Annotated in this window: 23 protein-coding genes, 2 tRNA genes and 3 pseudogenes; 23 read left to right on the top strand and 5 right to left on the bottom strand. The window is 73.9% G+C overall.

What is annotated here, in order from left to right; all coding sequences use genetic code 11:
• The first annotated feature begins 63 nt into the window (after window positions 1-63).
• From LUW75_RS20960 to LUW75_RS24765, 4 genes are read left to right on the top strand one after another with little or no spacing between them, the layout of a single operon-like run.
• Window positions 64-1,119, top strand: coding sequence for a chorismate-binding protein (locus tag LUW75_RS20960; RefSeq protein WP_250336990.1), 1,056 nt, complete (start codon window positions 64-66; stop codon window positions 1,117-1,119).
• A complete protein-coding gene (locus LUW75_RS20965; RefSeq protein WP_250336991.1) occupies window positions 1,116-1,928 on the top strand; it encodes an aminotransferase class IV in 813 nt (270 codons plus the stop codon). Before LUW75_RS20960 ends, LUW75_RS20965 begins: the two co-directional genes overlap by 4 nt.
• Window positions 1,929-1,969: 41 nt before the next feature.
• On the top strand, window positions 1,970-2,368 hold the full coding sequence (locus tag LUW75_RS24760; protein WP_349816446.1) for a GNAT family N-acetyltransferase: 399 nt from the start codon (window positions 1,970-1,972) through the stop codon (window positions 2,366-2,368).
• A complete protein-coding gene (locus LUW75_RS24765) occupies window positions 2,365-2,745 on the top strand; it encodes a GNAT family N-acetyltransferase (RefSeq protein WP_349816447.1) in 381 nt (126 codons plus the stop codon). Before LUW75_RS24760 ends, LUW75_RS24765 begins: the two co-directional genes overlap by 4 nt.
• A 45-nt stretch (window positions 2,746-2,790) precedes the next feature.
• Here LUW75_RS24765 and LUW75_RS20975 read toward each other — a convergent pair whose 3' ends face one another.
• Complete coding sequence (locus tag LUW75_RS20975) at window positions 2,791-3,312, bottom strand: DsbA family protein (protein WP_250336992.1); 522 nt, start codon at window positions 3,310-3,312, stop codon at window positions 2,791-2,793.
• Window positions 3,313-3,496: 184 nt separating this feature from the next.
• Here LUW75_RS20975 and LUW75_RS20980 point away from each other — a divergent pair, with 184 nt between their 5' ends.
• Together LUW75_RS20980 and LUW75_RS20985 are read left to right on the top strand one after the other, a co-directional pair.
• Entirely contained in the window at window positions 3,497-3,904 is a 408-nt protein-coding gene (locus LUW75_RS20980) for a hypothetical protein (RefSeq protein WP_250336993.1), read from the top strand.
• A 154-nt stretch (window positions 3,905-4,058) separates the two neighbouring features.
• Window positions 4,059-4,211 carry a hypothetical protein gene (locus tag LUW75_RS20985; RefSeq protein WP_250336994.1) on the top strand — a complete coding sequence of 51 codons (153 nt, stop codon included), beginning with the start codon at window positions 4,059-4,061 and terminating at the stop codon, window positions 4,209-4,211.
• Window positions 4,212-4,295: 84 nt separating this feature from the next.
• Here LUW75_RS20985 and LUW75_RS20990 read toward each other — a convergent pair whose 3' ends face one another.
• The gene (locus LUW75_RS20990; RefSeq protein WP_250336995.1) at window positions 4,296-4,856 is read right to left on the bottom strand and encodes a CGNR zinc finger domain-containing protein; all 561 of its coding nucleotides are present in this window, start codon (window positions 4,854-4,856) and stop codon (window positions 4,296-4,298) included.
• A gap of 250 nt (window positions 4,857-5,106) precedes the next feature.
• Complete coding sequence (locus tag LUW75_RS20995) at window positions 5,107-5,520, bottom strand: SsgA family sporulation/cell division regulator (RefSeq protein WP_003959770.1); 414 nt, start codon at window positions 5,518-5,520, stop codon at window positions 5,107-5,109.
• Between the two features lie 197 nt (window positions 5,521-5,717).
• Here LUW75_RS20995 and LUW75_RS21000 point away from each other — a divergent pair, with 197 nt between their 5' ends.
• From LUW75_RS21000 to LUW75_RS21020, 5 genes are all read left to right on the top strand, one after another.
• Entirely contained in the window at window positions 5,718-6,182 is a 465-nt protein-coding gene (locus LUW75_RS21000; protein ID WP_250336996.1) for a TIGR02611 family protein, read from the top strand.
• A gap of 64 nt (window positions 6,183-6,246) precedes the next feature.
• Window positions 6,247-6,321, top strand: a tRNA-Val gene (locus tag LUW75_RS21005).
• Between the two features lie 523 nt (window positions 6,322-6,844).
• Window positions 6,845-6,916: transfer RNA gene (locus LUW75_RS21010), tRNA-Val, on the top strand.
• 329 nt (window positions 6,917-7,245) lie between these two features.
• Window positions 7,246-9,222 carry a threonine--tRNA ligase gene (gene thrS / locus LUW75_RS21015; RefSeq protein ID WP_250336997.1) on the top strand — a complete coding sequence of 659 codons (1,977 nt, stop codon included), beginning with the start codon at window positions 7,246-7,248 and terminating at the stop codon, window positions 9,220-9,222.
• A gap of 151 nt (window positions 9,223-9,373) precedes the next feature.
• A complete protein-coding gene (locus tag LUW75_RS21020) occupies window positions 9,374-9,934 on the top strand; it encodes an HIT family protein (RefSeq protein ID WP_250336998.1) in 561 nt (186 codons plus the stop codon).
• Window positions 9,935-9,979: 45 nt separating this feature from the next.
• Here the strand turns inward: LUW75_RS21020 and LUW75_RS21025 are convergent, their stop codons facing one another.
• Both LUW75_RS21025 and LUW75_RS21030 read right to left on the bottom strand, forming a co-directional pair.
• On the bottom strand, window positions 9,980-11,602 hold the full coding sequence (locus LUW75_RS21025; RefSeq protein ID WP_250336999.1) for a hypothetical protein: 1,623 nt from the start codon (window positions 11,600-11,602) through the stop codon (window positions 9,980-9,982).
• Window positions 11,603-11,798: 196 nt separating this feature from the next.
• Window positions 11,799-14,011 (bottom strand): annotated as a pseudogene (locus LUW75_RS21030) (elongation factor G-like protein EF-G2).
• Between the two features lie 284 nt (window positions 14,012-14,295).
• On the opposite strand from LUW75_RS21030, the pseudogene pgsA reads away from it, so the two are divergent.
• From pgsA to secD, 12 genes and pseudogenes are all read left to right on the top strand, one after another.
• Window positions 14,296-14,971: pseudogene (gene pgsA, locus LUW75_RS21035) on the top strand (phosphatidylinositol phosphate synthase).
• Window positions 14,968-15,875: pseudogene (locus LUW75_RS21040) on the top strand (phosphatidylinositol mannoside acyltransferase). The pseudogenes pgsA and LUW75_RS21040 overlap by 4 nt, the downstream one beginning before the upstream one ends.
• Complete coding sequence (locus LUW75_RS21045) at window positions 15,872-17,062, top strand: glycosyltransferase family 4 protein (protein WP_250337000.1); 1,191 nt, start codon at window positions 15,872-15,874, stop codon at window positions 17,060-17,062. Before LUW75_RS21040 ends, LUW75_RS21045 begins: the two are co-directional and overlap by 4 nt.
• Window positions 17,063-17,283: 221 nt before the next feature.
• Window positions 17,284-17,826, top strand: a complete 543-nt coding sequence (locus tag LUW75_RS21050; RefSeq protein ID WP_250337001.1) for a hypothetical protein — start codon at window positions 17,284-17,286, stop codon at window positions 17,824-17,826.
• 258 nt (window positions 17,827-18,084) lie between these two features.
• Window positions 18,085-18,999: a pyridoxal 5'-phosphate synthase lyase subunit PdxS gene (pdxS, locus tag LUW75_RS21055; RefSeq protein ID WP_284453854.1), complete on the top strand. Its 915-nt coding sequence runs from the start codon at window positions 18,085-18,087 to the stop codon at window positions 18,997-18,999.
• A 15-nt stretch (window positions 19,000-19,014) separates the two neighbouring features.
• Entirely contained in the window at window positions 19,015-19,611 is a 597-nt protein-coding gene (gene pdxT, locus LUW75_RS21060) for a pyridoxal 5'-phosphate synthase glutaminase subunit PdxT (RefSeq protein ID WP_284453882.1), read from the top strand.
• Between the two features lie 59 nt (window positions 19,612-19,670).
• On the top strand, window positions 19,671-20,423 hold the full coding sequence (locus tag LUW75_RS21065; RefSeq protein WP_250337003.1) for a YebC/PmpR family DNA-binding transcriptional regulator: 753 nt from the start codon (window positions 19,671-19,673) through the stop codon (window positions 20,421-20,423).
• Between the two features lie 125 nt (window positions 20,424-20,548).
• A complete protein-coding gene (gene ruvC, locus LUW75_RS21070) occupies window positions 20,549-21,082 on the top strand; it encodes a crossover junction endodeoxyribonuclease RuvC (RefSeq protein ID WP_250337004.1) in 534 nt (177 codons plus the stop codon).
• Window positions 21,079-21,684 carry a Holliday junction branch migration protein RuvA gene (gene ruvA, locus LUW75_RS21075; protein ID WP_250337005.1) on the top strand — a complete coding sequence of 202 codons (606 nt, stop codon included), beginning with the start codon at window positions 21,079-21,081 and terminating at the stop codon, window positions 21,682-21,684. The genes ruvC and ruvA overlap by 4 nt, the downstream gene beginning before the upstream one ends.
• A 36-nt stretch (window positions 21,685-21,720) precedes the next feature.
• Window positions 21,721-22,815, top strand: coding sequence for a Holliday junction branch migration DNA helicase RuvB (ruvB, locus tag LUW75_RS21080; RefSeq protein ID WP_250337006.1), 1,095 nt, complete (start codon window positions 21,721-21,723; stop codon window positions 22,813-22,815).
• Between the two features lie 164 nt (window positions 22,816-22,979).
• Entirely contained in the window at window positions 22,980-23,444 is a 465-nt protein-coding gene (gene yajC / locus LUW75_RS21085) for a preprotein translocase subunit YajC (protein ID WP_250337007.1), read from the top strand.
• 148 nt (window positions 23,445-23,592) lie between these two features.
• Window positions 23,593-25,359: a protein translocase subunit SecD gene (gene secD / locus LUW75_RS21090; RefSeq protein WP_250337008.1), complete on the top strand. Its 1,767-nt coding sequence runs from the start codon at window positions 23,593-23,595 to the stop codon at window positions 25,357-25,359.

The following is a 25,359-nucleotide window of genomic DNA, read 5'->3' on the forward strand; positions in this document are numbered from 1 at the left end:
CGCCGACCTGGGGTCATGCCACCCGGACGGCCCCGGCGCACACCCCGTCCTAGACTCGCATCCGTGCACGACCTCGCTCCCCTGGCCCGCTTCGGCGGCCTCCTCGCCACCGATCTGCGGGACGTCACCAGCGATCCGGAGGCTTTGGAGTCCTCCGGCTTCTGGGCCGTCGCCGCCGACTTCGAGGGCCGTCTGACCTGTGCCCGCTTCGGTGACGTCCGTCCCGATCCGGTGCCCGCCCCCGTGCCGGGGCGCTGGCGCGGACCCGCCGTCGGCGACTGGACGTCGTCGCTCGACCGGGAGGCGTACACCGCGGGGGTGCGCCGCATCCGCGGGCACATCGCGGACGGCGAGGTCTACCAGGCGAACCTCTGCCGCGTCCTCTCCGCGCCCCTCCCGGCCGGTGCCGCCGACGTGGACGCCCTCACCGCGCTCCTGGCCCGCGGCAATCCGGCTCCTTATGCAGGAACGATTCGCCTGCCCGCGCACGGCGTGGAGATAGCCACCGCCTCCCCCGAGCTGTACCTGCGCCGCGACGGCCGCACCGTCGAGTCCGGCCCCATCAAGGGCACCGGCAGGACCGCGGAGGACCTGTTGGAGAAGGACCACGCCGAGAACGTGATGATCGTCGACCTGGTCCGCAACGACCTCGGCCGCGTCTGCGCCACCGGCACCGTCACCGTCCCGGCGCTCTGCACCGTCGAGCCCCACCCCGGGCTCGTCCACCTCGTCTCCACCGTCCGCGGCGAGCTCGCCCCCGGCGAGGGCTGGCCGGGCCTCCTGGACGCGACCTTCCCTCCCGGCTCCGTCACCGGCGCGCCCAAGTCCAGCGCCCTGCGGATCATCGGGGCCCTGGAGACGGCGCCCCGCGGCCCGTACTGCGGCGGCGTCGGCTGGGTCGACGCGGACCGCGGCACCGGCGAGCTGGCCGTGGGCATCCGCACCTTCTGGATCGACCGCCGCGAGGGCCGGGGCGTCCTGCGGTTCGGCACCGGCGCGGGCGTCACCTGGGGCTCCGACCCCGAGCGGGAGTGGCGGGAAACCGAACTGAAGGCTGCGCGGCTCCTCGCGGTAGCGTCGGGCACCTACGAGGCGAGCGGAAGGACCGTACGACGATGAAGCTGTGGGTCAACGGCGAACTGCGGGACGCGGACGCCGCGACGATCTCCGTCCTGGACCACGGCCTGACCGTGGGCGACGGCGTCTTCGAGACGCTCAAGACGGTCCGCGGCCGGCCCTTCGCGCTCGACCTCCACCTCGACCGGCTCGTCCGCTCCGCGCGCGGCCTCGGCCTGCCCGACCCGGACCTGGACGAGGTGCGCCGCGCCTGCGCCGCCGTCGTCGGGGCCAACCCGGTGGAACTCGGCCGGCTCCGCGTCACGTACACCGGCGGGCCGTCCCCGCTCGGCTCCGACCGCGGCGACGCCGGCCCGAGCCTCGTCGTGGCCCTCGGCGAGGTCGCGCACCGCCCGGACACCACGGCGGTCGTCACCGTCCCCTGGACCCGCAACGAGCGCGGCGCCCTCACCGGCCTCAAGACCACCTCGTACGCGGAGAACGTCGTCGCCCTGGCCCACGCCCACCGGCGGGGCGCCTCCGAGGCGCTGTTCGCCAACACCGTCGGGCAGCTCTGCGAGGGCACCGGCTCCAACGTCTTCGTCGTCCTCGACGGCCGGATCCACACCCCGCCGCTCGCCTCGGGGTGCCTGGCGGGCATCACCCGCCACCTGGTCGTCGAGTGGGCCGGTGTCCGGGAGACGGACCTCCCCGCGGAGGTGCTGCACACCGCCGACGAGGTCTTCCTGACCTCCACGCTCCGCGACGTCCAGGCCGTCCACCGCGTCGACGACCGCGAGCTGGCGCCCGCGCCCGGCCCGGTCACCGCCGGGGCGATGCGCGTCTTCGCGGAGCGGGCCGCCCTGCTGTGATCCGGTGGTGGCCCCGGGCACGGAGCGGGTAGGGACCGGTCGTGACCACCACCCTGCGCCCCTCCGGGCCGCTCCGGCGGGCCGACGACGACACCCTGTCGCGCTCCTACGAGGTGCGCGTCGACGGCCGCCCCGTGGGCGGCGTCCGGATCGGCACGCTCCGCGCGCCCGGCCGCCCCCTCGGCACGATCGCGGACCTGTACGTCGACGAGGCGGACCGCGGCCGCGGCCGGGGGGCCGTCGCCGCGCTCGCCGCCGAGGAGGTGCTGCGGGGCTGGCGCTGCGGCCGGGTGCGGATCTCCGTGCCCGCCGCCGCTCCCGCAGCCCTGCGCCTCGCCGCGGCCCTCGGATACACCCGGACCGGCCACATCCTGGCAAAGGACCTCGGCTCCGCCGACCCCGGCCCCCGCCCCCGGCCGGACTGGAGGTCCGCCCCATGACGGAAGCGGAGTCCGACCGGTGGCTCGCCGCCGACCCGGGCCGCGCCGAACTGCTCCCCGAGGGCCCGGCCGCCGGGGGCGCCCGGCTCCACGCCGCCGTGCGGGACGGCGTGCGGGTCGGCCACCTGTGGACCGGCTCGCGCGACCTGCCGACGGGGGAGCGGGTGCCGTACGTGTGGGAGGTGGCCGTCGCCGAGGGGGAGCGCCGCAAGGGCCACGGCCGGGCGCTGATGCGCTTCGCCGAGGACCTCGTGCGCGCCGCGGGCGGCGACCGCCTCGCCCTGCGGGTGGACCCGGACAACACCGCGGCCCGTGCGCTGTACGCGTCGCTCGGCTACCGGCTGCTGTCCACGGACCACGAGAAGACCCTGTGCTGACCGGGACCGCGGCCGGGCCGCGACGCGCTGGCCGGCCCCGGCGGGTCAGCGCCCGGCCAGCAGGCGGTCGGCGATCTCCTCGACACGGGCGCGCAGGTCCCCCTGGCCGGCGCCGCCGTCCAGGCGCTCGCCGCCGATCACGTACGTGGGAGTGCCGGTGACGCCGATGGCCTCGCCCTCGGCCCGGTCGGCGTCGACCGCCAGCAGGTGCCGCCCGTCCACCAGCGCCGTGTCGAACTCCTCGTCGTCCAGGCCGAGACCGCGCGCGACCTCCAGCAGGAACGCCTCGCCCCTCGCGTCCAGCTCCTCCACGCGGCCGAGCACCTCCTCCACGTACGGCCAACCCCCGCCCTGCGCCAGGGCCTCTTCGACGGCCTGGGCGGCGGCGTAGGCGTACTTGTGCTTCTCCAGCGGGAAGTGGCGCAGCCGCACCTCCAGCCGGTCGCCGTAGCGGGCCCGCAGGAACCGCAGGTCCTCCAGCGCGGTCCGGCAGTCGGGGCACTGCAGTTCGCACCAGACGTCCAGGACGACGGGCCGGGCGGTGCGGTCGGTGGTGGAGTCGTTCATGGCACCCAGTCTCCCAGCCCGGGGCCGTACCGCCCCGGGCGGGACGGCCCCGGGCGCCGGCCGGGACCGGGGGAGGACGCGCCGGAGACGTCCCGGGGGCCGCCACGCCGCCCGGACCCGTGGCCGGCGGGCACCGCGCCGATGCAGGATGGAGGGGACGTGACGTCCAGGGCTGGAGGACCGGATGCTTGCCGAGACGATCTGCTGCGCGGTGTCCGCGGCGGGACTGGCCGCCGCGGCGGCCACGGCGTACCGCAGGCGGTTCCTCGCCGCGACCCGTGTCGCCGCCTACGCGCTGGTCCCCCTCGGCCTGGTGCTGACCGGCGCCGTCGAGTGGCTGGCCGGTACGGCGTTCAGCCCGGTGGCGTGGGCCGGGTTCGGGCTGCTCGGCGCGGCGTGGCTGCTGCTCGCGGGCGCGCGGGCGGTCGAACGGCGACGGGGGCGCCGGATCCCGGGCGCCGAGCGGCCGGACCCGCCGGCGGTGGGAACCGCGCGGCCCGCGCCGGCCGCGGGGAGGAGCCGTACGGACGGGAGGGCGCCCGCCGACGACTTCGGCGAGATCGAGGCGATCCTCAAGAAGCACGGGATCTGACCGCCCCCGCCGCGGGGGCGGCGCGAGGTGGCGCGGAGGGTGGCGGTGGGGGGCGAGTGGTGGCGATCGGTCGAAGTATGCGGTGGACTGGCCCTTTTTGCCGGGTCCGTCGGGTGAAGGGCGCCGCGTCGGCTGCGCCATCATCGGCCCCGAGATGCCCGATACCTCGCGGGGGCAGAACCCCGCCACCACCAAAGAACCGCGCGGCTGCCTGTTCGCGCTCTCCCAGCCACCGCTCATGATCTTCCTGGCGGTGATCGGCGTCCTTCTCCTGATGGCGTCGGTGCACGACCTCTTCCTGCTGTGAGCGGAACCCTTCCCTCCCGGGCCGTGCGGCTCCTTCCCTCCCCGTACCCCGGGGAGAGGGCCGCCGGCCGCACGGGCCGGCCGGTCAGCCGGACGCCGCGTCCCTGCGCCGCGCCCGGTACGCCGCCACGTGCAACCGGTTGCCGCAGGTGCGGCTGTCGCAGTAGCGCCGCGACCGGTTGCGGGACAGGTCAACGAAGGCCCGCCCGCAGTCCGGGGCCCCGCACCGGCGCAGCCGCTCGCGCTCGCCCGCCACGAGGAGGAACGCGAGTGCCATGCCGCAGTCCGCGGCGAGGTGGTCGGCGACCGAGGCGCCGGGGGCGAAGTAGTGGACGTGCCAGTCGTAGCCGTCGTGGTCGGTCAGCTGCGGCGTGGTGCCCGCCGCGGCGACCAGCTGGTTGATCAGCCCGGCCGCCGTCCGTGCGTCGGGCGCGGCGAACACCTCCGTGAACCGGCGCCGCACCTCCTGGACGGCCCGCAGGTCCCGCGGTCCCAGCTCGCCGACCCCGCTCACCCGGTGGCCCTCCACGAAGGCGTACAGCGACGGCACGTCCCCGAGGGCCTCGCCGCGGCCCCCCTCCGGCGCGGTGTTCATCAGGTCGACGACGGTGTCGAGGGCGATCCGGGTGTCGTGGGGGATCAGCACGCTTCCGCTCCCTGGCCTGCCGCGGGCGGGCGCCCGCCGGATCCGTCGACTCTAGCGGCTCGCGGGCGGGCCCCCGGGGTGCCCGGCGGGCGCGGTCGGCAACACCGACGCGCCGCCCCCGCGACGACGCGCGAGGACGGCGCACCCGTCCGCCCCTCGGCGCTCCCCGCGCGGCACCCGCGAGGGGGTGGAGGGGTGCGTCGACGCCGTCGCCCCGAGTCGGACGGCGCCGGGCGGTTCCGGTGTCCCTTCAGCTCTCCGCGAGAATGTGGGAGAGCTCCGTGTCGAGGTCGAAGTGGCGGTGCTCGGTGCCGGGCGGCACCGCCGCGTCGGTCCGCTTGAGGAACGACTCCAGGGCCCGCGCCGGGGCCTCGAGCAGGGCTTCGCCCTCCGGGGAGCTGAGGGCGATGCAGACGACGCCCTGTCCGTGGCTGCGGGACGGCCAGACCCTGACGTCGCCGGTGCCGGTGGGCCGGTGCAGCCCCTCGGCGAGAAGGTCGCGGGCGAAGACCCACTCGACCGTCTCCTCGGCCCCGGTGTGGAAGGTGGCGTGCACGGCATACGGATCGGCCGTGTCATACCGCAGGCCCGCCGGAACAGGCAGTGAGGACTCGCTCGACACAACGAGGCGCAGGTGCAGCTCGCAGCTGACCGTGGTGTTCATAAGCGCCATGGCCTTTCGCTCAGTGTGCGCTCGGGGATTCGCACGTCGGCGAAATCGACATCCCACCTATGGTTCCGTTGTAAACCCCTCTGCCCGCTTTGGGGCACATTGAGTACCTCCATCAGCAGCGAGTAACCGCCGGTTATGGGTCAATTCTGGTAATCCGCGTCTGTCGATAGTCGGGTAAGTTTGGCCCCATGAACGCGGAGAGTGACGAGCGGGGCGGGGTCGCCGGGTCGGCGGCCGAGACACCCGCGGCGGGGGGCGTGACCCGGCGGACCGACGACGAGCGACCGCTCGGCTCAAGGGCCCCCGCCTTCGTGAAAGCCCGGCGCCCCCTGCACCTGAGCTGGCAGGTCGGCGTCTTCCTCATCGGCCTCGCCGTCGTCGCCGTCGGCGTGGTCATGCTGCCGCTGCCCGGGCCCGGCTGGTTCGTGATCTTCGCCGGCATGGCCATCTGGGCGACCGAGTTCGTCTGGGCCCAGCTCGTCCTGCGTTGGACCAAGCGCAAGGTCACGGAGGCCGCCCAGCGCGCGCTGGACCCCCGCGTCCGGCGCCGCAACCTGGCTCTCACCGTCGCCGGCCTGGTCATCGCCGGCGTGCTGATCGGCGTGTACATATGGAAGTTCGGCCTGGTGGTGCCGTGGAAGGCCGACCAGTGACCCCGAAGACCCCTCACCCCGGTCAGGGCCCCCGCTGACATGCGGTAATGTTTGCGGTGCGCCCGGGCGATTAGCTCAGCGGGAGAGCGCTTCGTTCACACCGAAGAGGTCACTGGTTCGATCCCAGTATCGCCCACCACCCTGGCCGAAGCCCCCGGAGACCCTCTCCGGGGGCTTCGGCGTGCCGAACGCCGTACGCGGCGGACGTCTCCCGCGGACCGGAACCGCCGCGGCTTCCGCGGCCGCCGGCCCTGCCGCCCCTCCCGGCGCCGTCCTGCGGCGCTCCGGGAGCCGCCCTCGCCGGTGGGTCCCGGACCCGTGGCGCCCGCCTCGTCGAAGGCTCCGCCGCCCGCCTCCCCGCTGCGCACGGGCCCTCCGCGGCGCCCCGGCCGGACGGCGCCGCGACCCCGCCGCCGGCGTCCCGGAGGCCTCTCCCACCGGAGACCCGGGGGCCGGGACCGCCGGACCCGCGTCCCGGTCGGCACCCGCACCCCGTACGAGCAGGAGGCGCGCGCCCGCGGGTCGCGCCCGCGCCGCGCCGCCGGCCCCTTCTCCGCGCCGACCGCGCCCCGGTGGTGCGCACCGGCCGCCGCGGCCCGACCGCCCGCCTGCGAGCCGTTTGAACGGAGCCCGCCGGGACCTGTATGGTTCAGTGCGTTCCCGGGCGATTAGCTCAGCGGGAGAGCGCTTCGTTCACACCGAAGAGGTCACTGGTTCGATCCCAGTATCGCCCACCGCAAAGGCCGGTCCGTCAGCGGACCGGCCTTTGCGCGTTCCCGGGTGCCGTCCCAGGCGGCCCCCGGCTGCTCCGGGTGCGGGGGCCAGGCCGGATCCCCCGCCCCGTCCGAGCCGTTCCGCGCGAACCACGCCCGGAGGCTCCGCGTCCGCGCCGCCCGCCCCGCGTGCGGTTCGACTGCCCACCCCTCCGGCAGCCGCGCCGCGAACCGCCTCCCCACCGCCCGCAATACGTTTCGCGAGGGGCCGCGGCCTCTCGGTACCATTCCGTACTACGCGATTGCGCGCCCCTCCCCGGGGCACCCACCCCTTCAGTCAGGAGAGACCGGTGTCAGACGTCCGTGTGATCATCCAACGCGATTCCGAGCGGGAAGAGCGCGTGGTGACGACGGGCACTACGGCCGCCGACCTCTTCCCCGGGGAGCGCTCCGTCGTCGCGGCCCGCGTGGACGGCGAACTGAAGGACCTGGCGTACGAGTTGAAGGACGGCGAGACCGTCGAGGGCGTCGAGATCACCTCCCGGGACGGCCTCGACATCCTGCGCCACTCCACCGCGCACGTCATGGCCCAGGCCGTCCAGGAGCTGTTCCCGGAGGCCAAGCTCGGCATCGGCCCGCCGGTCAGGGACGGCTTCTACTACGACTTCGACGTGGACAGGCCGTTCACGCCCGAGGATCTCAAGGCCATTGAGAAGAAGATGCAGGAGATCCAGAAGCGCGGCCAGCGCTTCGCCCGCCGCGTGGTCACCGACGAGGCCGCCCGCGAGGAGCTCGCGGGCGAGCCGTACAAGCTGGAGCTGATCGGCCTCAAGGGCTCCGCCTCCAGCGAGGACGGCGCGGACGTCGAGGTGGGGGGCGCCGAGCTGACCATCTACGACAACCTCGACGCCAAGACCGGCGAGCTGTGCTGGAAGGACCTCTGCCGCGGCCCGCACCTGCCGTCGACCCGCGCCATCCCGGCCTTCAAACTGATGCGGAACGCGGCCGCCTACTGGCGCGGCAGCGAGAAGAACCCGATGCTCCAGCGGATCTACGGCACCGCGTGGCCGTCCAAGGAGGAGCTGAAGGCGCACCTGGACTTCCTCGCCGAGGCCGAGAAGCGCGACCACCGCAAGCTCGGCAGCGAACTGGACCTCTTCTCCGTCCCCGAGCAGATCGGGTCCGGCCTCGCGGTCTTCCACCCGCGCGGCGGCGTCATCCGCCGCGCCATGGAGGACTACTCGCGCCGCCGCCACGAGGAGGAGGGGTACGAGTTCGTCTACACGCCGCACGCGACCAAGGGCAAGCTCTTCGAGACCTCCGGGCACCTCGACTGGTACGCCGACGGCATGTACCCGCCCATGCAGCTCGACGAGGGCGTGGACTACTACCTCAAGCCCATGAACTGCCCGATGCACAACCTGATCTTCGACGCGCGCGGACGCTCGTACCGCGAACTGCCGCTGCGCCTGTTCGAGTTCGGGACGGTGTACCGGTACGAGAAGTCGGGCGTGGTGCACGGCCTGACCCGCGCCCGGGGCTTCACCCAGGACGACGCGCACATCTACTGCACCAGGGAGCAGATGGCGGAGGAGCTCGACAAGACGCTCACCTTCGTCCTGAACCTGCTCCGCGACTACGGCCTGACCGACTTCTACCTGGAGCTGTCCACCAAGGACCCGGAGAAGTTCGTCGGTTCGGACGAGGTGTGGGAGGAGGCCACCGCGGTCCTGCAGCAGGTGGCCGAGAAGCAGGGCCTGCCGCTCACCCCCGACCCGGGCGGCGCGGCCTTCTACGGACCGAAGATCTCCGTGCAGGCGCGGGACGCCATCGGCCGCACCTGGCAGATGTCGACCGTGCAGCTGGACTTCAACCTGCCCGAGCGCTTCGACCTCGAGTACACCGCGGCCGACGGCACCAAGCAGCGCCCCGTCATGATCCACCGCGCGCTGTTCGGCTCCATCGAGCGGTTTTTCGCCGTGCTCCTGGAGCACTACGCGGGCGCCATGCCCCCGTGGCTCTCCCCGGTCCAGGCGGTCGGCATCCCGGTCGGCGACGCCCACGTCGAGTACCTCCAGGCCTTCGCCGCCGAGGCGAGGAGGAAGGGCCTGCGGGTCGAGGTGGACGCCTCCTCGGACCGCATGCAGAAGAAGATCCGCAACCACCAGAAGATGAAGGTCCCGTTCATGGTCATCGTCGGTGACGACGACATGAACGCGGGCACGGTCTCCTTCCGCCACCGCGACGGCTCGCAGGAGAACGGCGTCCCGCGTGACGAGGCGATCGCGAAGCTCGTCGACGTGGTGGAGCGCCGCGTACAGGTGTGACGCGCTCCCCGCGCGAGCGGGGACGGTTCCTTCACGCCGGTGACCGGACGCGCGAGGGCGTCGCGGTTCCCGCTCACGCGGGGCCGGCCGGGGGGCGGCGCCCGGGTTCCGGGTGCCGCCCCTCGGCGTATCCGCGACCGGGCTTGGCCATATGCTGAGGCGCATGACGAATGAGCCGGAGCAGCAGATCGGAGTGGGGGCGCCGGACGCGTTCCAGCGTCTGTGGACACCCCACCGGATGGCGTACATCCAGGGGGAGAACAAGCCCACCGGCTCGGGGGCCGGGGACGGCTGCCCCTTCTGCTCGATCCCGGCGAAGTCCGACGAGGACGGGCTGGTCGTCGCGCGGGGCGAGAGCGTCTACGCGGTGCTCAACCTCTACCCGTACAACGGCGGCCACCTGATGGTCGTGCCGTTCCGGCACGTCGCCGACTACACCGACCTCGACGAGGCGGAGACGGCCGAGCTGGCCGTGTTCACCAAGCGGGCGATGACCGCGCTGCGCACGGCCTCCGGGGCGCACGGGTTCAACATCGGCATGAACCAGGGCGCCGCCGCCGGCGCCGGGATCGCCGCCCACCTGCACCAGCACGTCGTGCCGAGGTGGGGCGGGGACACCAACTTCATGCCCGTGGTCGCGAACACCAAGGTCCTGCCCCAACTGCTCGCCGACACCCGTCGCATGCTGGCCGACGCCTGGCCGGCCGCCTGAACGGGCCGGCCGGCCTCCCGGCCGACCGGCCCTCCGACCGGCCGGTCAGGCGTCGTACACGTCGGCCTTCTTCGGCGCCGGGTCGGCGGTGAAGTTGCTGCCGGCGATCGAGGTCGTGTCCACACCGTGGTCGTCGAGCATCTTGACGGTCGCGGCGTGCACGGCGCGCATCACGGGAGTGGACGCGCGGATGACGTCGTCGGCCATGAAGCGGTGCTTCCACGGCGCCTGGGCCCAGGCGTGGCGCAGGCCGAACGGCTCGGGCAGGACGAGCTTGCCGCCCAGGTAGTCGAGGACGGGGGGGAACCAGGTCAACGGCGCCCGGACGGCGAGGCGGACGACCTCGTTGGTCTCCACGAGGGGGAGCTTGATCTCGCGGGTCTCCCAGAACCGCACGGCCTTGGAGACCTCCTTGGTCTTCCCGGCCGGCTTGGTGGTGAAGAGCGAGTGGACCGGGCCGAGGGCGTGCCCGGAGACCTCGATGCGCAGGGTGTGCAGCAGGGCCGTGACGGTGACCAGCATGGTCAGCACCAGCTGGCCGTCCCAGAGGACGAACTGCACCCCGAGGTAGTGGCGGTTGCCCTTGCCGAACTGGTTCTCGTTGCAGATGCGCTGGATCTCGTGCGGCTTCACCTGGTACTTGACGACGTTCTCGCCCTCGGGGCGGGCGACCTCCTTGGCGCCGTCGCCGACGGGGACCACGATCCAGTGGTTGACGGACGGGGAGGGGAAGCCGGTCTTCAGCGAGCCGCGCTCCAGGAGCTTCAGCTGGTCGTGGATGGAGCGCACGACGTCCCAGGTGCGGAAGGCGTGGATCTCCTTGCCGTCGCGGGGCTTGAGCTCCTCGGCGAGGTGCCAGCCGCCCCACCGGGCGCCCATGCCCAGTATCCCGCGCGGGCCGGCGTAGAAGACCACGTTGGAGCGCTGCTCGGCGGTGAGCTTCTCGAGGGACTGGCGGAGTTCCTCCGCGGCGGTCTCGCCGGGGCTCTGGGGTACGGCCTCGGGGATCTTGGCGGCGACGCCGCCTCCGCTGAGGAGGGCCTCCCAGCGCGCGCGGAGGTCCCTGGCGGTGGTCTCGCAGACGTGCTTGGCGAGGAACCAGCCGATGACCGGCGCGATGACCATGGCCCGCAGGTAGAGGTACAGGAGACCGTCGAACGGCAGCTTGACGAGGACGAGGGCGGCGAGGATGCCGAAGCCGGTGAGGAGCGCCGTGCCGGCGGCGCCGGCACGCTTGTTGGCGGCGCCGGCCAGGGTGCGGCGGAGCTGGAAGACGACCAGCCAGAGGAGCAGTCCGGGGAGGAACACGACGCCGCACAGGAGGGTGATGAGGGTGAGGCGGAGGTCGCGCTCCTTGCGGATGCGGTTGGCGGAGAGGCAGTGCTCGACGACCGGCCGGGGCTCGGTGCCGAAGGACTGGATGACGGGTTTGCGGCCGCCGCCGAGCATGCGGACGACGACCGCGCGCGAGAAGGCCTCGCCGAGGTTGGGCTCGAAGAGGGAGAACTTCCCCTTCTTGACGGTGGATTCGTACCACTCGTTGTTGGCTTTGAGGATGTCCTCGACCGGGCTGTCGCGGTACGCGGCGGAAGCCAGGGCGTTCATGGCCGCCGTCTGCCCGGTCGAGCCCTGGAGCGGGACCTGTGCCCCGGGACCGAAACTGTCCATCGTGTCTTCCGCCCCCATCGACGCGTGAGCCGCAGTTCTTCCCGCACTGCGGCCCTTCCCAACCCGGCCGCGATGCACACCTTCTGAGCTGGGCACCACAGCCTATCGGGGACCGGGGGCGCGCGTCAGGGCGACGGGCGGGCGCTGGGGGCCGCCCGCCGCGAGGGGGCGGCGGACGGGCCCGGGGCGGCCGGTGTCAGCGGGCGGGCCGGGTGCCGCGCTCCCGGCGGACCCTCTCCGCGAGATGCGGCGGCATGGGCTCGTGCCGTGCGCGGACGCGGCTGAAGCGGCCGGTGCCGTGGGTGAGGGAGCGGAGGTCGACGGCGTAGCGGTCGATCTCGATTTCGGGGACGTGGGCGCGGACGAGGGCCTGCCCGGAGCCGGCCTGCTCGGTGCCGACGACGTGGCCCCGGCGGCCGGAGAGGTCGCTCATGACGGGGCCGACGTACTCGTCGGGGACGAGGACCCGCACCTCGGCGACGGGCTCCAGCAGGTCGAGGGGGGCCTCGGCGGCGGCCTCGCGCAGCGCCAGGGCGCCGGCGGTCTGGAAGGCGGCGTCGGAGGAGTCCACGGAGTGGGCCTTGCCGTCGACGAGGGTGACGCGGACGTCGACGAGCGGGTACCCGGCGGTGACGCCGCGCGCGGCCTGGGCGCGGACGCCCTTCTCGACGGACGGGACGAACTGGCGGGGTACGGATCCGCCGACGACCTCGTCGGCGAACTCGACGCCGGAGCCGGGCGGCAGCGGCTCCACCCGGATGTCGCAGACGGCGAACTGGCCGTGGCCGCCGGACTGCTTGACGTGCCGGCCGCGGGCGGTGGCGGGGGCGGCGAAGGTCTCGCGCAGGGCGACCTCGTGGGGCACCACGTCGACCTGTACGCCGTACCGGGTGCGGAGGCGTTCGAGGGCGACGTCCCTGTGGGCCTCGCCGAGGCACCACAGGACGACCTGGCGAGTGTCCCGGTTCTGCTCCAGGCGCATGGTGGGGTCCTCGGCGGCGAGGCGGGCCAGCCCCTGGGAGAGCTTGTCCTCGTCGGCCTTGCTGCGGGCCCGGACGGCGAAGGGGAGCAGCGGGTCGGGCATGGCCCAGGGGGCCATCAGAAGGGGGTCGTCCCTGGCGGAGAGGGTGTCGCCGGTCTCGGCGCGGGAGAGCCTGGCGACGCAGACGAGGTCGCCGGCGACGCAGTGGCCCGCCTGGCGCTGCTGCCTGCCGAAGGGAGTGAACAGGGCCCCGACGCGTTCGTCGACGTCGTGGTCCTCGTGGCCGCGGTCGGTGAGGCCGTGGCCGGAGACGTGGACGGTCTCGTCGGGGCGCAGGGTGCCCGAGAAGACGCGGACGAGGGAGACCCTGCCGAGGTACGGGTCGGAGGCGGTCTTGACGACCTCGGCGGCGAGGGGGCCGTCGGGGTCGCAGGCCGGGGCGGGGCGGGGCTCCCCGCGCGGGGTGGTGACCTCGGGGACGGGGCGTTCCAGGGGGGTGGGGAAGCCGCGGACGATCAGGTCGAGGAGCTCGACCGTGCCGAGGCCCTGCCGGGCCCCGAGCGGGGCGGGGGCCGCGGCGAGCACGGGGTGGAAGGTGCCGCGGGCGACGGCCTTCTCCAGGTCCTCGACGAGGGTCTTGACGTCGATGTCCTCACCGCCGAGGTAGCGGTCCATGAGGGTCTCGTCCTCGCTCTCCGCGATGACGCCCTCGATGAGGCGGTTGCGGGCGTCCTCGATCAGGCGGAGCCGGGCGTCGTCCGGGGGTTCTCCCTCCGCTCTCCGGAGGAGTAGTCGAAGACCTCGCGGGTGAGGAGGCCGACGAGGCCGGTGGCGGCGGCGTGGCCGTCGGGGGTTCCGGGGCCGAGCACGGGCAGGTGGAGGGGGAGGACCGCGTCGGGGTCGTCGTCGCCGAGGACTTCGCCGCAGACACGGGTGAGCCGGTCGAAGTCGGTGCGGGCGGTGTCCAGGTGGGTGACGACGATGGCGCGGGGTATGCCGACGGCCGCGCACTCCTCCCAGAGCAGGCGGGTGGAGCCGGGGACGGCGTCGGCCTCCTGCGCGGCCGACACGACGAAGAGGGCGGCGTCGGCGGCGCGCAGGCCGGCGCGGAGTTCGCCCACGAAGTCGGCGTAGCCGGGGGTGTCCAGGAGGTTGATCTTGCAGCCGGCCCATTCGAGGGGGACGAGGGAGAGCTGCACGGACCGCTGCCGGCGGTGTTCGATCTCGTCGTGGTCGGAGAGGGTGGAGCCGTCCTCCACGCGCCCGGCCCGGTTGACGGCGCCCGCGGTGAGGGCGAGGGCCTCGACGAGGGTGGTCTTGCCGGACCCGCTGTGGCCGACCAGCACCACGTTCCTGACGGAGGAGGGCCGGTCGGCCGTCGCCGCCCTGCCGGCGGCCCCGGTGTGGGTGTTCGCCTTGTCGCCCATGGTTCTTCCTCCCGATCGCCGGTGGACGGTGAGGTGGGGGTGGGGTGGGCGCGGGGAGCGGTGCGGGGGCCGGCTCCGGCCCCGGCGGGACGGCTCCGCCGGCGCCCGCGGTCGTTCTTCGAGCTTTCCACTCCGCCCGGGGCGCGTCCACACGTCGGGCGTCCGCCGACGTCGGAGCGGTGACGGCGAGGATGCCCGGGGTGGGGAAGGGGCACCCGTGGCTACGATGGGCCAGCCGGTGGCCGAAGGGGCTGCCCGGGCACCACCGACCCCTCGGGAAGGCCATGCTGAACAAGTACGCGCGTGCTTTCTTCACGCGTGTCCTCACACCGTTCGCCGCGTTTCTGCTCCGACGCGGGGTGAGCCCCGACGCGGTGACGCTCGTCGGGACCGCGGGCGTCGTGGTGGGGGCGCTGGTCTTCTTCCCGCGCGGGGAGTTCTTCTGGGGCACGGTCGTGATCACGCTGTTCGTCTTCTCCGACCTCGTCGACGGCAACATGGCGCGCCAGGCGGGGGGTGTCCAGTCGCTGGGGCGCCTTCCTGGACTCGACGCTCGACCGGGTCGCGGACGGGGCGATCTTCGGAGGGTTCGCGCTGTGGTACGCGGGCGGCGGCGACGACGAGGTGCTGTGCGCGGTGTCGATCTTCTGCCTGGCGAGCGGCCAGGTCGTGTCGTACACCAAGGCGCGGGGCGAGTCCATCGGGCTGCCCGTCGCGGTGAACGGCCTGGTGGAGCGGGCCGAGCGGCTGGTCGTGTCGCTGGTCGCGGCGGGTCTGGCGGGGCTGGGCGCGTTCGGCGTGCCGGGCGTGCGGGTGCTGCTCCCGGTGGCGCTGTGGCTGGTGGCCGTGGGCAGCGCCGTCACCCTGGGACAGCGGGTGGTGACCGTGCGGCGCGAGGCGGCGGAGGCCGACGCGGAGGCGGGCGAGGGTCCGCGCACGAGGAGGGGGAGCACGTCGTGAACACGGCGGGGGAGCGTCTGGCGGACGCCCTGTACGGGTTGGGCTGGGCGACGGTGAAGGGGCTGCCGGAGCCGGTCGCGGCGGGACTCGGGCGGCGGATCGCGGACGCGGCGTGGAGGCGGCGCGGCCGGGGAGTGCTGCGGCTGGAGGCGAATCTGGCGCGGGTCGTGCCGGACGCCCCGCCCCAGCGGCTCGCCGAGCTGTCGCGGGCCGGGATGCGGTCGTACATGCGCTACTGGATGGAGTCCTTCCGGCTGCCCTCGTGGAGCGCGGACCGGGTGGCGCGGACCGTCGACATGAAGGACGCGCACCACCTCCTGGACGGCCTCGCCACCGGGAGGGGGTGGTGCTCGCCCTGCCGCACCTGGCCAACTGGGACCTGGCCGGGGCGTGGGCGACCCGGACGATGGGGCTGCCGTTCACGACGATCGCGGAGCGGTTGAGGCCGGAGTCGCTGTACGACCGGTTCGTGGCGTACCGGGAGTCCCTCGGCATGGAGGTGCTGCCCCACACGGGCGGGGCCGCCTTCGGGGCGCTGGCGCGGCGGCTGCGCGCGGGCGGGCTGGTGTGCCTGGTCGCCGACCGCGACCTGACGGCCACCGGGGTGGAGGTGGACTTCTTCGGGGAGCGGGCGAGGATGCCCTCGGGGCCCGCGCTGCTCGCGCAGCGGACCGGGGCGGTGCTGCTGTCGGCGACGCTCTGGTACGACGGCCCGGTCATGCGCGGGCGGGTGCACCCGCCGGTCGACGTGCCGGAGCGGGGCGGGCGGGCAGAGAAGACGGCCTCGATGACGCAGGCCCTGGCGGACGTCTTCGCCGCCGGGATCGCCGACCACCCGCAGGACTGGCACATGCTGCAGCGGCTCTGGCTCGCCGACCTGGAGCACGCGGAGGGACCGAGGTGAGGATCGGCATCGTCTGCCCGTACTCCTGGGACGTGCCGGGCGGCGTCCAGTTCCACATCCGCGACCTGGCGGAGCACCTGATCCGGCTCGGCCACCACGTGTCGGTGCTGGCGCCCGCGGACGAGGGGACGCCCCTGCCGCCGTACGTCGTGTCGGCGGGGCGGGCCGTGCCCGTGCCGTACAACGGGTCGGTGGCCCGGCTGAACTTCGGGTTCCTGTCGGCGGCGCGGGTGCGGCGGTGGCTGCACGAGGGCACGTTCGACGTGATCCACATCCACGAGCCGGCGTCCCCGTCGCTGGGGCTGCTGGCGTGCTGGGCCGCGCAGGGCCCGATCGTGGCGACGTTCCACACGTCGAACCCCCGGTCGCGGGCGATGATCGCGGCGTACCCGATCCTCCAGCCGGCGCTGGAGAAGATCAGCGCGCGCATCGCGGTGAGCGAGTACGCGCGGCGGACGCTGGTGGAGCACCTGGGCGGCGACGCGGTCGTCATCCCCAACGGCGTCGACGTGGAGTTCTTCGCGCGCGCCGAGCCGAAGGACGCCTGGCGGTCGCAGGGGGCGCGGGACTCGGCCGAGGGCGGGACGCTGGGGTTCATCGGCCGCATCGACGAGCCCCGCAAGGGGCTGCCGGTGCTGATGCGGGCCCTGCCGAGGATCCTGCGGGCGCGGCCCGGGGCGCGGCTGCTGGTCGCGGGGCGGGGCGACGAGAAGGAGGCCGTCGCGTCGCTGCCGGCCGAGGCGCGGCGGCAGGTGGAGTTCCTCGGCATGGTCAGCGACGAGGACAAGGCCCGGCTGCTGCGCAGCGTGGACGTGTACGTGGCGCCCAACACGGGCGGCGAGAGCTTCGGCATCATCCTCGTCGAGGCGCTGTCGGCGGGCGCCCCGGTGCTCGCCAGCGACCTCGACGCGTTCGCGCAGGTCCTCGACCACGGATCGGCCGGCTCCCTGTTCCCCAACGAGGACGCGGACGCCCTCGCCGACGCCGCGGTCCGGCTGCTGGAGGACGAGGAACGGCGCGCCGGGCTGCGCGCGCGGGGCAGTGCCCACGTGCGGCGCTTCGACTGGTCGACGGTCGGCGCGGACATCCTGGCGGTGTACGAGACGGTGGCGGACGGCGCGGCGTCGGTCGCGGCGGACGAGCGGACGACGGGCCTGCTGGCCCGGTGGGGACTGGCGCGCGACTGAGGGGGGCCCGCGGCGGGTGGGGCGCGCCGGCGGTGCGGGCCGGACCGGGGCGCCCCGTGCGGCCCGCCGGGAGGCCGGTAGGCGGCGCCCGCGGGCACGGCCGGTGCCGGGCCCCTCCCTACGGCCCCGTACGCCCCCCGCGTACGGCCGGGCCGGTCCGGGAAGGGGCCCCGCGCCCGGGGCGGCGGGCCGCGGAGGACGTCCCGGTAGCCTTTCCGCCCGTGACCGAAACGCTGATCTGGACCGCCGCCGCCCTGCTCGCGATCGGCCTGTACCTGAGCTGGACCGCGGGGAGGCTCGACCGGCTGCACGCCCGCATCGACGCCGCCCGGGCCGCGCTCGACGCGCAGCTGCTGCGGCGCGCGTCGGTCGCCCAGGAACTGGCCACCTCGGGGATCCTCGACCCGGCGGCGTCGATCGTGCTCCACCAGGCCGCGCACGCCGCGCGGCAGGCCGAGGAGGAGCACCGGGAGGTCGCCGAGAGCGAGCTGAGCCAGGCGCTGCGCGCGGTGTTCGGCGAGCCGGAGCAGATGGAGGCCGTACGGGCGGCCCCCGGCGGGGAGGCGGCGGCCGGCGAGCTGGCCGCCGCCGTGCGCAGGGTGCCGATGGCGCGGCGGTTCCACAACGACGCCGTCCGGGCGGCGCGGGCGCTGCGCCGGCACCGGAAGGTGCGCTGGTTCCGGCTGGCGGGGCACGCGCCGTTCCCGATGGCGTTCGAGATGGACGACGAACCGCCGGTCGCGCTGGCCGACCGGCCGGCCTGAGCGGGGCGGTACGGCTCGCACGGGGGAACGCGCGGCGCGGGGGCCGCACGGTGTGGGGCCGCGCGGCGCGCGGGCGGTGCCGGGCGCGGGTGGCACCCTGACGGGGCCGCAGGCCGGCGCAGGACCGGTACCCGGCCATGCCGAAGCGGTCCACGAGCTCCCCATTGGCCCTTGCTGTGGACTGGCCCGACCGTGTTTGCTCGCCCGTGTTGTCCTCGGGCCCGCGTGCCCGCCCCGTTCCCCCGAGTGAGGTCCGACGTGTCCACCACGCCCACCACCGCCCCGCAGGCCCCCGAGACCGGCACCGCGCGCGTCAAGCGCGGCATGGCCGAGCAGCTCAAGGGCGGCGTGATCATGGATGTCGTCACGCCGGAGCAGGCGAAGATCGCCGAGGACGCCGGCGCCGTCGCCGTCATGGCGCTGGAGCGCGTCCCCGCCGACATCCGCAAGGACGGCGGAGTGGCCCGGATGTCCGACCCGGACATGATCGAGGGCATCATCGACGCCGTCTCGATCCCCGTCATGGCCAAGTCCCGCATCGGCCACTTCGTCGAGGCCCAGGTGCTGCAGGCCCTCGGCGTCGACTACATCGACGAGTCCGAGGTCCTGACCCCCGCCGACGAGGTCAACCACTCCGACAAGTGGGCCTTCACCACCCCGTTCGTCTGCGGCGCCACCGACCTGGGCGAGGCCCTGCGCCGCATCGCCGAGGGCGCGGCCATGATCCGTTCCAAGGGCGAGGCCGGCACCGGCAACGTCGTCGAGGCCGTCCGCCACCTGCGCCAGATCAAGAACGAGATCGCCCGGCTGCGCGGCTACGACAACAACGAGCTGTACGCCGCCGCCAAGGAGCTGCGCGCCCCGTACGAGCTGGTCAAGGAGGTCGCCGAACTGGGCAAGCTGCCGGTCGTGCTGTTCTCCGCCGGCGGCGTCGCCACCCCGGCCGACGCCGCGCTGATGCGCCAGCTGGGCGCCGAGGGCGTCTTCGTCGGCTCCGGCATCTTCAAGTCCGGCGACCCGGCCAAGCGCGCCGCCGCCATCGTGAAGGCCACCACCTTCTACGACGACCCGAAGATCATCGCGGACGCCTCCCGCAACCTGGGCGAGGCCATGGTCGGCATCAACTGCGACACCCTGCCCGAGGCCGAGCGCTACGCGAACCGGGGCTGGTAGACCCCGATGAGTTCGCTGCGCACCACCCCGGTCGTCGGCGTCCTGGCCCTCCAGGGCGACGTACGGGAGCACCTGGCCGCCCTGGCCGCGGCGGACGCCGTGGCCAGGCCGGTCCGGCGCCCCGGGGAACTCGCCGAGGTCGACGGCCTGGTCGTCCCCGGCGGCGAGTCCACCACCATCTCCAAGCTGGCGAACCTGTTCGGGATGATGGAGCCGCTGCGCGAACGCGTCGCGGCCGGCATGCCCGTCTACGGGACCTGCGCCGGGCTCATCATGCTCGCCGACAAGATCCTCGATCCCCGGTCGGGCCAGGAGACCCTGGGCGGCATCGACATGATCGTCCGCCGCAACGCCTTCGGGCGGCAGAACGAGTCCTTCGAGGCGGGCGTCGACGTCGCCGGCGTCGAGGGCGGCCCCGTGGAGGGCGTCTTCATCCGCGCCCCGTGGGTCGAGTCCGTCGGCGCCCGCGTCGAGGTCCTCGCCGAGCACGGCGGCCACATCGTCGCCGTACGGCAGGGCAACGCGCTCGCCACGTCGTTCCACCCGGAACTGACCGGCGACCACCGCGTGCACGCCCTCTTCGTCGACATGGTGCGCGCCGTCGGCGGATGAGATCCCGGTAGGATCCCTGGGGTTCGTTCTGAGTTCGGTTACGCGAAGGAGACAGGCAGATGTCCGGCCACTCTAAATGGGCTACGACGAAGCACAAGAAGGCCGTGATCGACGCCAAGCGCGGCAAGCTCTTCGCGAAGCTGATCAAGAACATCGAGGTCGCGGCCCGTACGGGCGGCGGCGACCCCGACGGCAACCCCACGCTCTACGACGCCATCCAGAAGGCCAAGAAGCAGTCGGTCCCGAACAAGAACATCGACTCCGCGGTCAAGCGCGGCTCCGGCCAGGAGGCCGGCGGCGCCGACTACGAGACGATCATGTACGAGGGCTACGGCCCGAACGGCGTCGCGGTGCTCGTCGAGTGCCTCACCGACAACCGCAACCGCGCCGCCTCCGACGTCCGCGTCGCCATGACCCGCAACGGCGGCTCGATGGCCGACCCGGGCTCCGTGTCGTACCTCTTCAACCGCAAGGGCGTCGTGATCGTCCCCAAGGGCGACCTGACCGAGGACGACGTGCTCGGCGCGGTCCTCGACGCAGGGGCGGAGGAGGTCAACGACCTCGGGGAGACCTTCGAGGTGATCAGCGAGGCCACCGACCTGGTCGCGGTCCGCACCGCCCTCCAGGAGGCCGGCGTCGACTACGAGTCGGCGGAGGCCAGCTTCGTCCCGACCATGCAGGTCGAGCTGGACGAGGAGGGCGCCCGCAAGATCTTCAAGCTGATCGACGCGCTGGAGGACAGCGACGACGTGCAGAACGTCTTCGCCAACTTCGACGTCTCCGACGACGTCATGGCGAAGGTCGACGCCTGAGCCGCGCCGACACCGCCCGACGCGACGGGCCGACGGGACCACCCCGTCGGCCCGTCGCGTTGTCGGTGCCGGCCGATAACCTGCAGGAACCGGGGGTACCGCCCGGAGGGAGCGAAGGAGGCCGCGTGCGCGTGCTCGGTGTGGACCCGGGCCTGACCCGGTGCGGGATCGGCGTCGTCGAAGGGGTCGCGGGACGTCCGCTGACCATGCTCGGCGTCGGCGTCATCCGCACACCGGCCGACGCCGACATCGGCCACCGGCTCGTCGCCATCGAGCGCGGCATGGAGGAGTGGCTCGACGCGCACCGCCCCGATCTGGTCGCCGTGGAGCGCGTGTTCAGCCAGCACAACGTCCGCACGGTGATGGGCACGGCCCAGGCCAGCGCGGTCGCCGTGCTCTGCGCGTCCCGCCGCGGCCTCCCGGTCGCCCTGCACACCCCCAGCGAGGTCAAGGCCGCCGTGACCGGCAGCGGCCGCGCCGACAAGGCGCAGGTCGGAACCATGGTGACCCGTCTCCTCCGGCTCGCCGCCCCGCCCAGGCCCGCCGACGCCGCCGACGCCCTCGCCCTCGCCATCTGTCACATCTGGCGCGCCCCCGCCCAGAACCGCCTCCAGCGGGTGGTCGCCGCACAGCACGCGTCGAAAGGCCGAACCCCATGATCGCCTTCGTGACCGGCCCGGTCGCCTCCCTCGCCCCGGCCACCGCCGTCGTCGAGATCGGCGGCGTCGGCATGGCCGTCCAGTGCACGCCGACCACCCTCTCCACGCTGAGGGTCGGTCAGCGGGCCCGGCTGCACACGTCACTGGTCGTCCGCGAGGACTCCCTCACGCTGTACGGCTTCGCCGATGACGACGAGCGGCAGGTCTTCGAACTGCTCCAGACCGCCAGCGGCGTCGGCCCCCGCCTCGCCCAGGCGATGCTCGCCGTCCACACCCCCGACGCCCTGCGCACGGCCGTCGCGTCCGCTGACGAGAAGGCCCTCACGGCCGTCCCCGGCATCGGCCGGAAGGGGGCCCAGAAACTCCTGCTGGAGCTGAAGGACCGGCTCGGCGCCCCGGCCGGTTCGGCCCGGCCCGCCGCCCCCGGTGCGGCCGGCTGGCGCGACCAGCTCCACGCCGCGCTCGTCGGACTGGGCTACGCCGCCCGCGAGGCCGACGACGCGGTCACCGCCGTCGCCCCGCAGGCCGAGGCCGCCGGCGGCGAGCCGCCGATCGGTCCGCTGCTGAAGGCGGCCCTGCAGACCCTCAACCGCGCCCGCTGACCCGGCCCGGCCCCCCACCCCGCGAGGAGACGTTCAGTGAACTGGGACGAGACGACCGACGCGACCGCCCCCGGGCGGCCCGTCGGCCCCGCCGCGGAGCGGCTGGTGGGGGCCGTCGCCGACCGCGACGACCAGGCCGTCGAGGCCGCGCTGCGCCCCAAGGAGCTGGACGAGTTCATCGGGCAGGAGAAGGTCCGGGAGCAGCTCGACCTCGTCCTCAGGGCCGCCCGCGCCCGCGGGGCCACCGCCGACCACGTCCTGCTCTCCGGTGCGCCCGGCCTCGGCAAGACCACGCTCTCCATGATCATCGCGGCGGAGATGGGCGCCCCCATCCGGATCACCTCCGGCCCCGCCATCCAGCACGCCGGCGACCTCGCCGCGATCCTCTCCTCCCTCCAGGAGGGCGAGGTCCTCTTCCTCGACGAGATCCACCGCATGTCCCGGCCGGCCGAGGAGATGCTGTACATGGCCATGGAGGACTTCCGGGTCGACGTGATCGTCGGCAAGGGTCCCGGAGCCACCGCGATCCCCCTCGAACTGCCGCCGTTCACCCTGGTCGGTGCCACCACGCGGGCGGGACTCCTGCCGCCGCCGCTGCGCGACCGCTTCGGCTTCACCGCGCACATGGAGTTCTACGCCCCCGCCGAGCTGGAGCGCGTCGTCCACCGCTCCGCCCGCCTGCTCGACGTGGAGATCGACCCCGAGGGCGCCGCCGAGATCGCCGGCCGCTCCCGGGGCACGCCCCGCATCGCCAACCGGCTCCTGCGCCGCGTCCGCGACTACGCCCAGGTCAGGGCCGACGGGATCATCACGCGGGAGATCGCGGCGACCGCCCTCGCCGTCTACGAGGTCGACGCCCGCGGCCTGGACCGGCTCGACCGCGCCGTGCTGGAGGCCCTGCTGAAGCTGTTCGGCGGCGGCCCGGTCGGCCTGTCGACGCTCGCCGTGGCGGTGGGGGAGGAGCGGGAGACCGTCGAGGAGGTCGCGGAACCGTTCCTCGTACGGGAGGGGCTGCTCGCCCGGACGCCGAGGGGCCGCGTCGCGACACCGGCCGCCTGGTCCCACCTCGGGCTCGTACCGCCGCAGGCCACGGGCGCCGGGACCGGACAGGGGGGTCTCTTCGACACGTGACGGCGCGGGGACTCGCCGGGGCAGGAACCGCGGTGGGATGCTGGGCGTTGTTCCATCGATGCGGACTCGCTTAGACTCCGCCGATGCCGCCCCTTCGGGCGGCGTGCCCACCCCCCGTAGATCAGGCCGCCCACCAGTGCGGTCGTGCGAAGGAATTCCGTCCCGTGGATATCGTGACCCTCCTCCCCTTCATTGTGCTGATCGGGGCCATGTTCCTGCTGACCCGCTCCGCGAAGAAGAAGCAGCAGCAGGCCGTGGAGATGCGCAACCAGATGCAGCCGGGCACCGGCGTACGGACGATCGGGGGGATGTACGCCACCGTCAAGGAGGTCAGCGACGACACGGTCCTCCTGGAGGTCGCGCCGGGCGTCCACGCCGTCTACGCGAAGAACGCGATCGGCGCCGTCCTCGAGGACGACGAGTACAACCGCATCGTCCACGGCGACACCGGCTCCGACACCGACGTGACGCCCGGCGGCGCCCCGGCCGTGCCGGACGACGCCTCCTCGCTCACCGGGCCCGCGGACGGCACCGCGGACACCGCGAAGCCGGACCTCACCAAGAAGGCCGACGCGGACGACGCCGCGCCCAAGGCCGGCGAGGGCGACGGCGAGGCCGACGCGAAGTAGCCGCACACGGGGACCTCCGGGCGCCCGCGGCGTCCGGGGGCCCGGGTCCGCGTCACATCTGCATCTGCGGGGGCAGGTCCCCACGCACACTTCGTGGCCGCCCCGCGCACACCCGGCGCCGAGCGGTTGGACAGGGAGATACGACAAGGTGGCAGCACCGAAGAAGGGCAGAAGGCCGTCGGGGGGCCAGGGGAGGCCGGGGCGCGCCCTGGTACTCATCCTGATCGCGATGGCCGCGCTCACCGGGGGCATGTTCTGGTCCGGTCACACCACGCCGCGCCTCGGGATCGACCTCGCGGGCGGTACGACCATCACGCTCAAGGCGAAGGCCGAGCCCGGCAAGGAAGACGCCGTCAACGAGACCAACATGAACACGGCGATCGGCATCATCGAGCGCCGCGTCAACGGTCTCGGCGTCCAGGAGGCCGAGGTCCAGAAACAGGGCACCGAGAACATCATCGTCAACATCCCCAAGGGGACCGACGAGGAGCAGGCGCGCGAGCAGGTGGGCACGACCGCCCAGCTGTACTTCCGCCCGGTGAGGTCCGTCGCGGTGAGCGAGCCCGCGGCGCCGGCGCCCTCCGCCTCCGCGAGCCCCTCCACCGGCCCGTCGCCGAAGCCCTCGGCCTCCGCCACGCGGGGCGACGAGGTCACCGCCCCCTCGGCGGGCCCCACCACGCAGGGCCGCGCCCTCACCGACGCGCTGAGGAAGGCCCCGAGCCCCGGTGCCTCCGGCGGCCCGTCCGCCGCGCCGAGCCCCAGCGGCTCCGGGCTGCCCGCCCCGGCGGTCCCGCCGAGCACCGACCCGACCGCGGACGTCGGCCTCCAGGCCAGGTTCGCCGCGCTCGACTGCGCCGACCCCAAGCAGCGCGCCTCCGTCAAGGGCGCCAAGCCCACCGAGGCGACCGTGGCCTGCGGCCAGAACGGCGGCGTGTGGGAGAAGTACCTGCTGGGCCCCGCCGACGTGGACGGCAAGGACGTGGACGACGCCAGGGGCGCGCTCGACCCCGAGCGCGGCATCTGGAAGGTGCAGCTCGAGTTCAACGACAAGGGCGCCAAGAAGTTCGCCGAGATCACCGGCCGGCTCGCCGCGCAGGCCTCGCCCCAGAACCAGTTCGCGATCGTCCTCGACGGCGAGGTCGTCTCCGCTCCGTCGGTGAGCTCGGCCATCCCGGGCGGACAGGCGGAGATCACCGGCAGCTTCAACCAGAAGACGGCGCAGGACCTCGGCAACATGCTCTCCTACGGTGCGCTGCCGCTCTCCTTCGAGGAGCAGTCCGTCACCACCGTCACCGCCGCCCTCGGCGGCGAGCAGCTGCGTGCCGGCCTGATCGCCGGTGCGATCGGCCTCGCCCTCGTGGTGGTCTACCTGGTGGTGTACTACCGCGGCCTGTCGCTCATCGCGATCCTGTCGCTGGGTGTCTCCGCCCTCCTCACGTACACGATCATGTCGCTCCTCGGCCCGGCCATCGGCTTCGCGCTGAACCTGCCCGCCGTCTGCGGCGCGATCGTCGCGATCGGCATCACCGCCGACTCGTTCATCGTGTACTTCGAGCGCATCCGCGACGAGATCCGCGAGGGCCGCTCCCTGCGCCCGGCCGTCGAGCGCGGCTGGCCGCGCGCCCGCCGCACGATCCTCGTCTCCGACTTCGTGTCGTTCCTGGCCGCCGCCGTGCTGTTCGTCGTCACCGTCGGCAAGGTGCAGGGCTTCGCGTTCACGCTGGGCCTCACCACGCTCCTCGACGTCGTCGTGGTGTTCTTCTTCACCAAGCCGCTGATGACGCTCCTGGCCCGCGGCAGGTTCTTCGGCAACCAGCACCCGTGGTCCGGCCTGGACCCGAAGCGGCTCGGCGCCCAGCCGCCCCTACGCCGCACCCGCCGCGTCTCCGTCCCGACCGAACCGAAGGAGGCGTGA

This window comes from Streptomyces sp. MRC013 (assembly GCF_023614235.1).
Classification (GTDB): domain Bacteria; phylum Actinomycetota; class Actinomycetes; order Streptomycetales; family Streptomycetaceae; genus Streptomyces.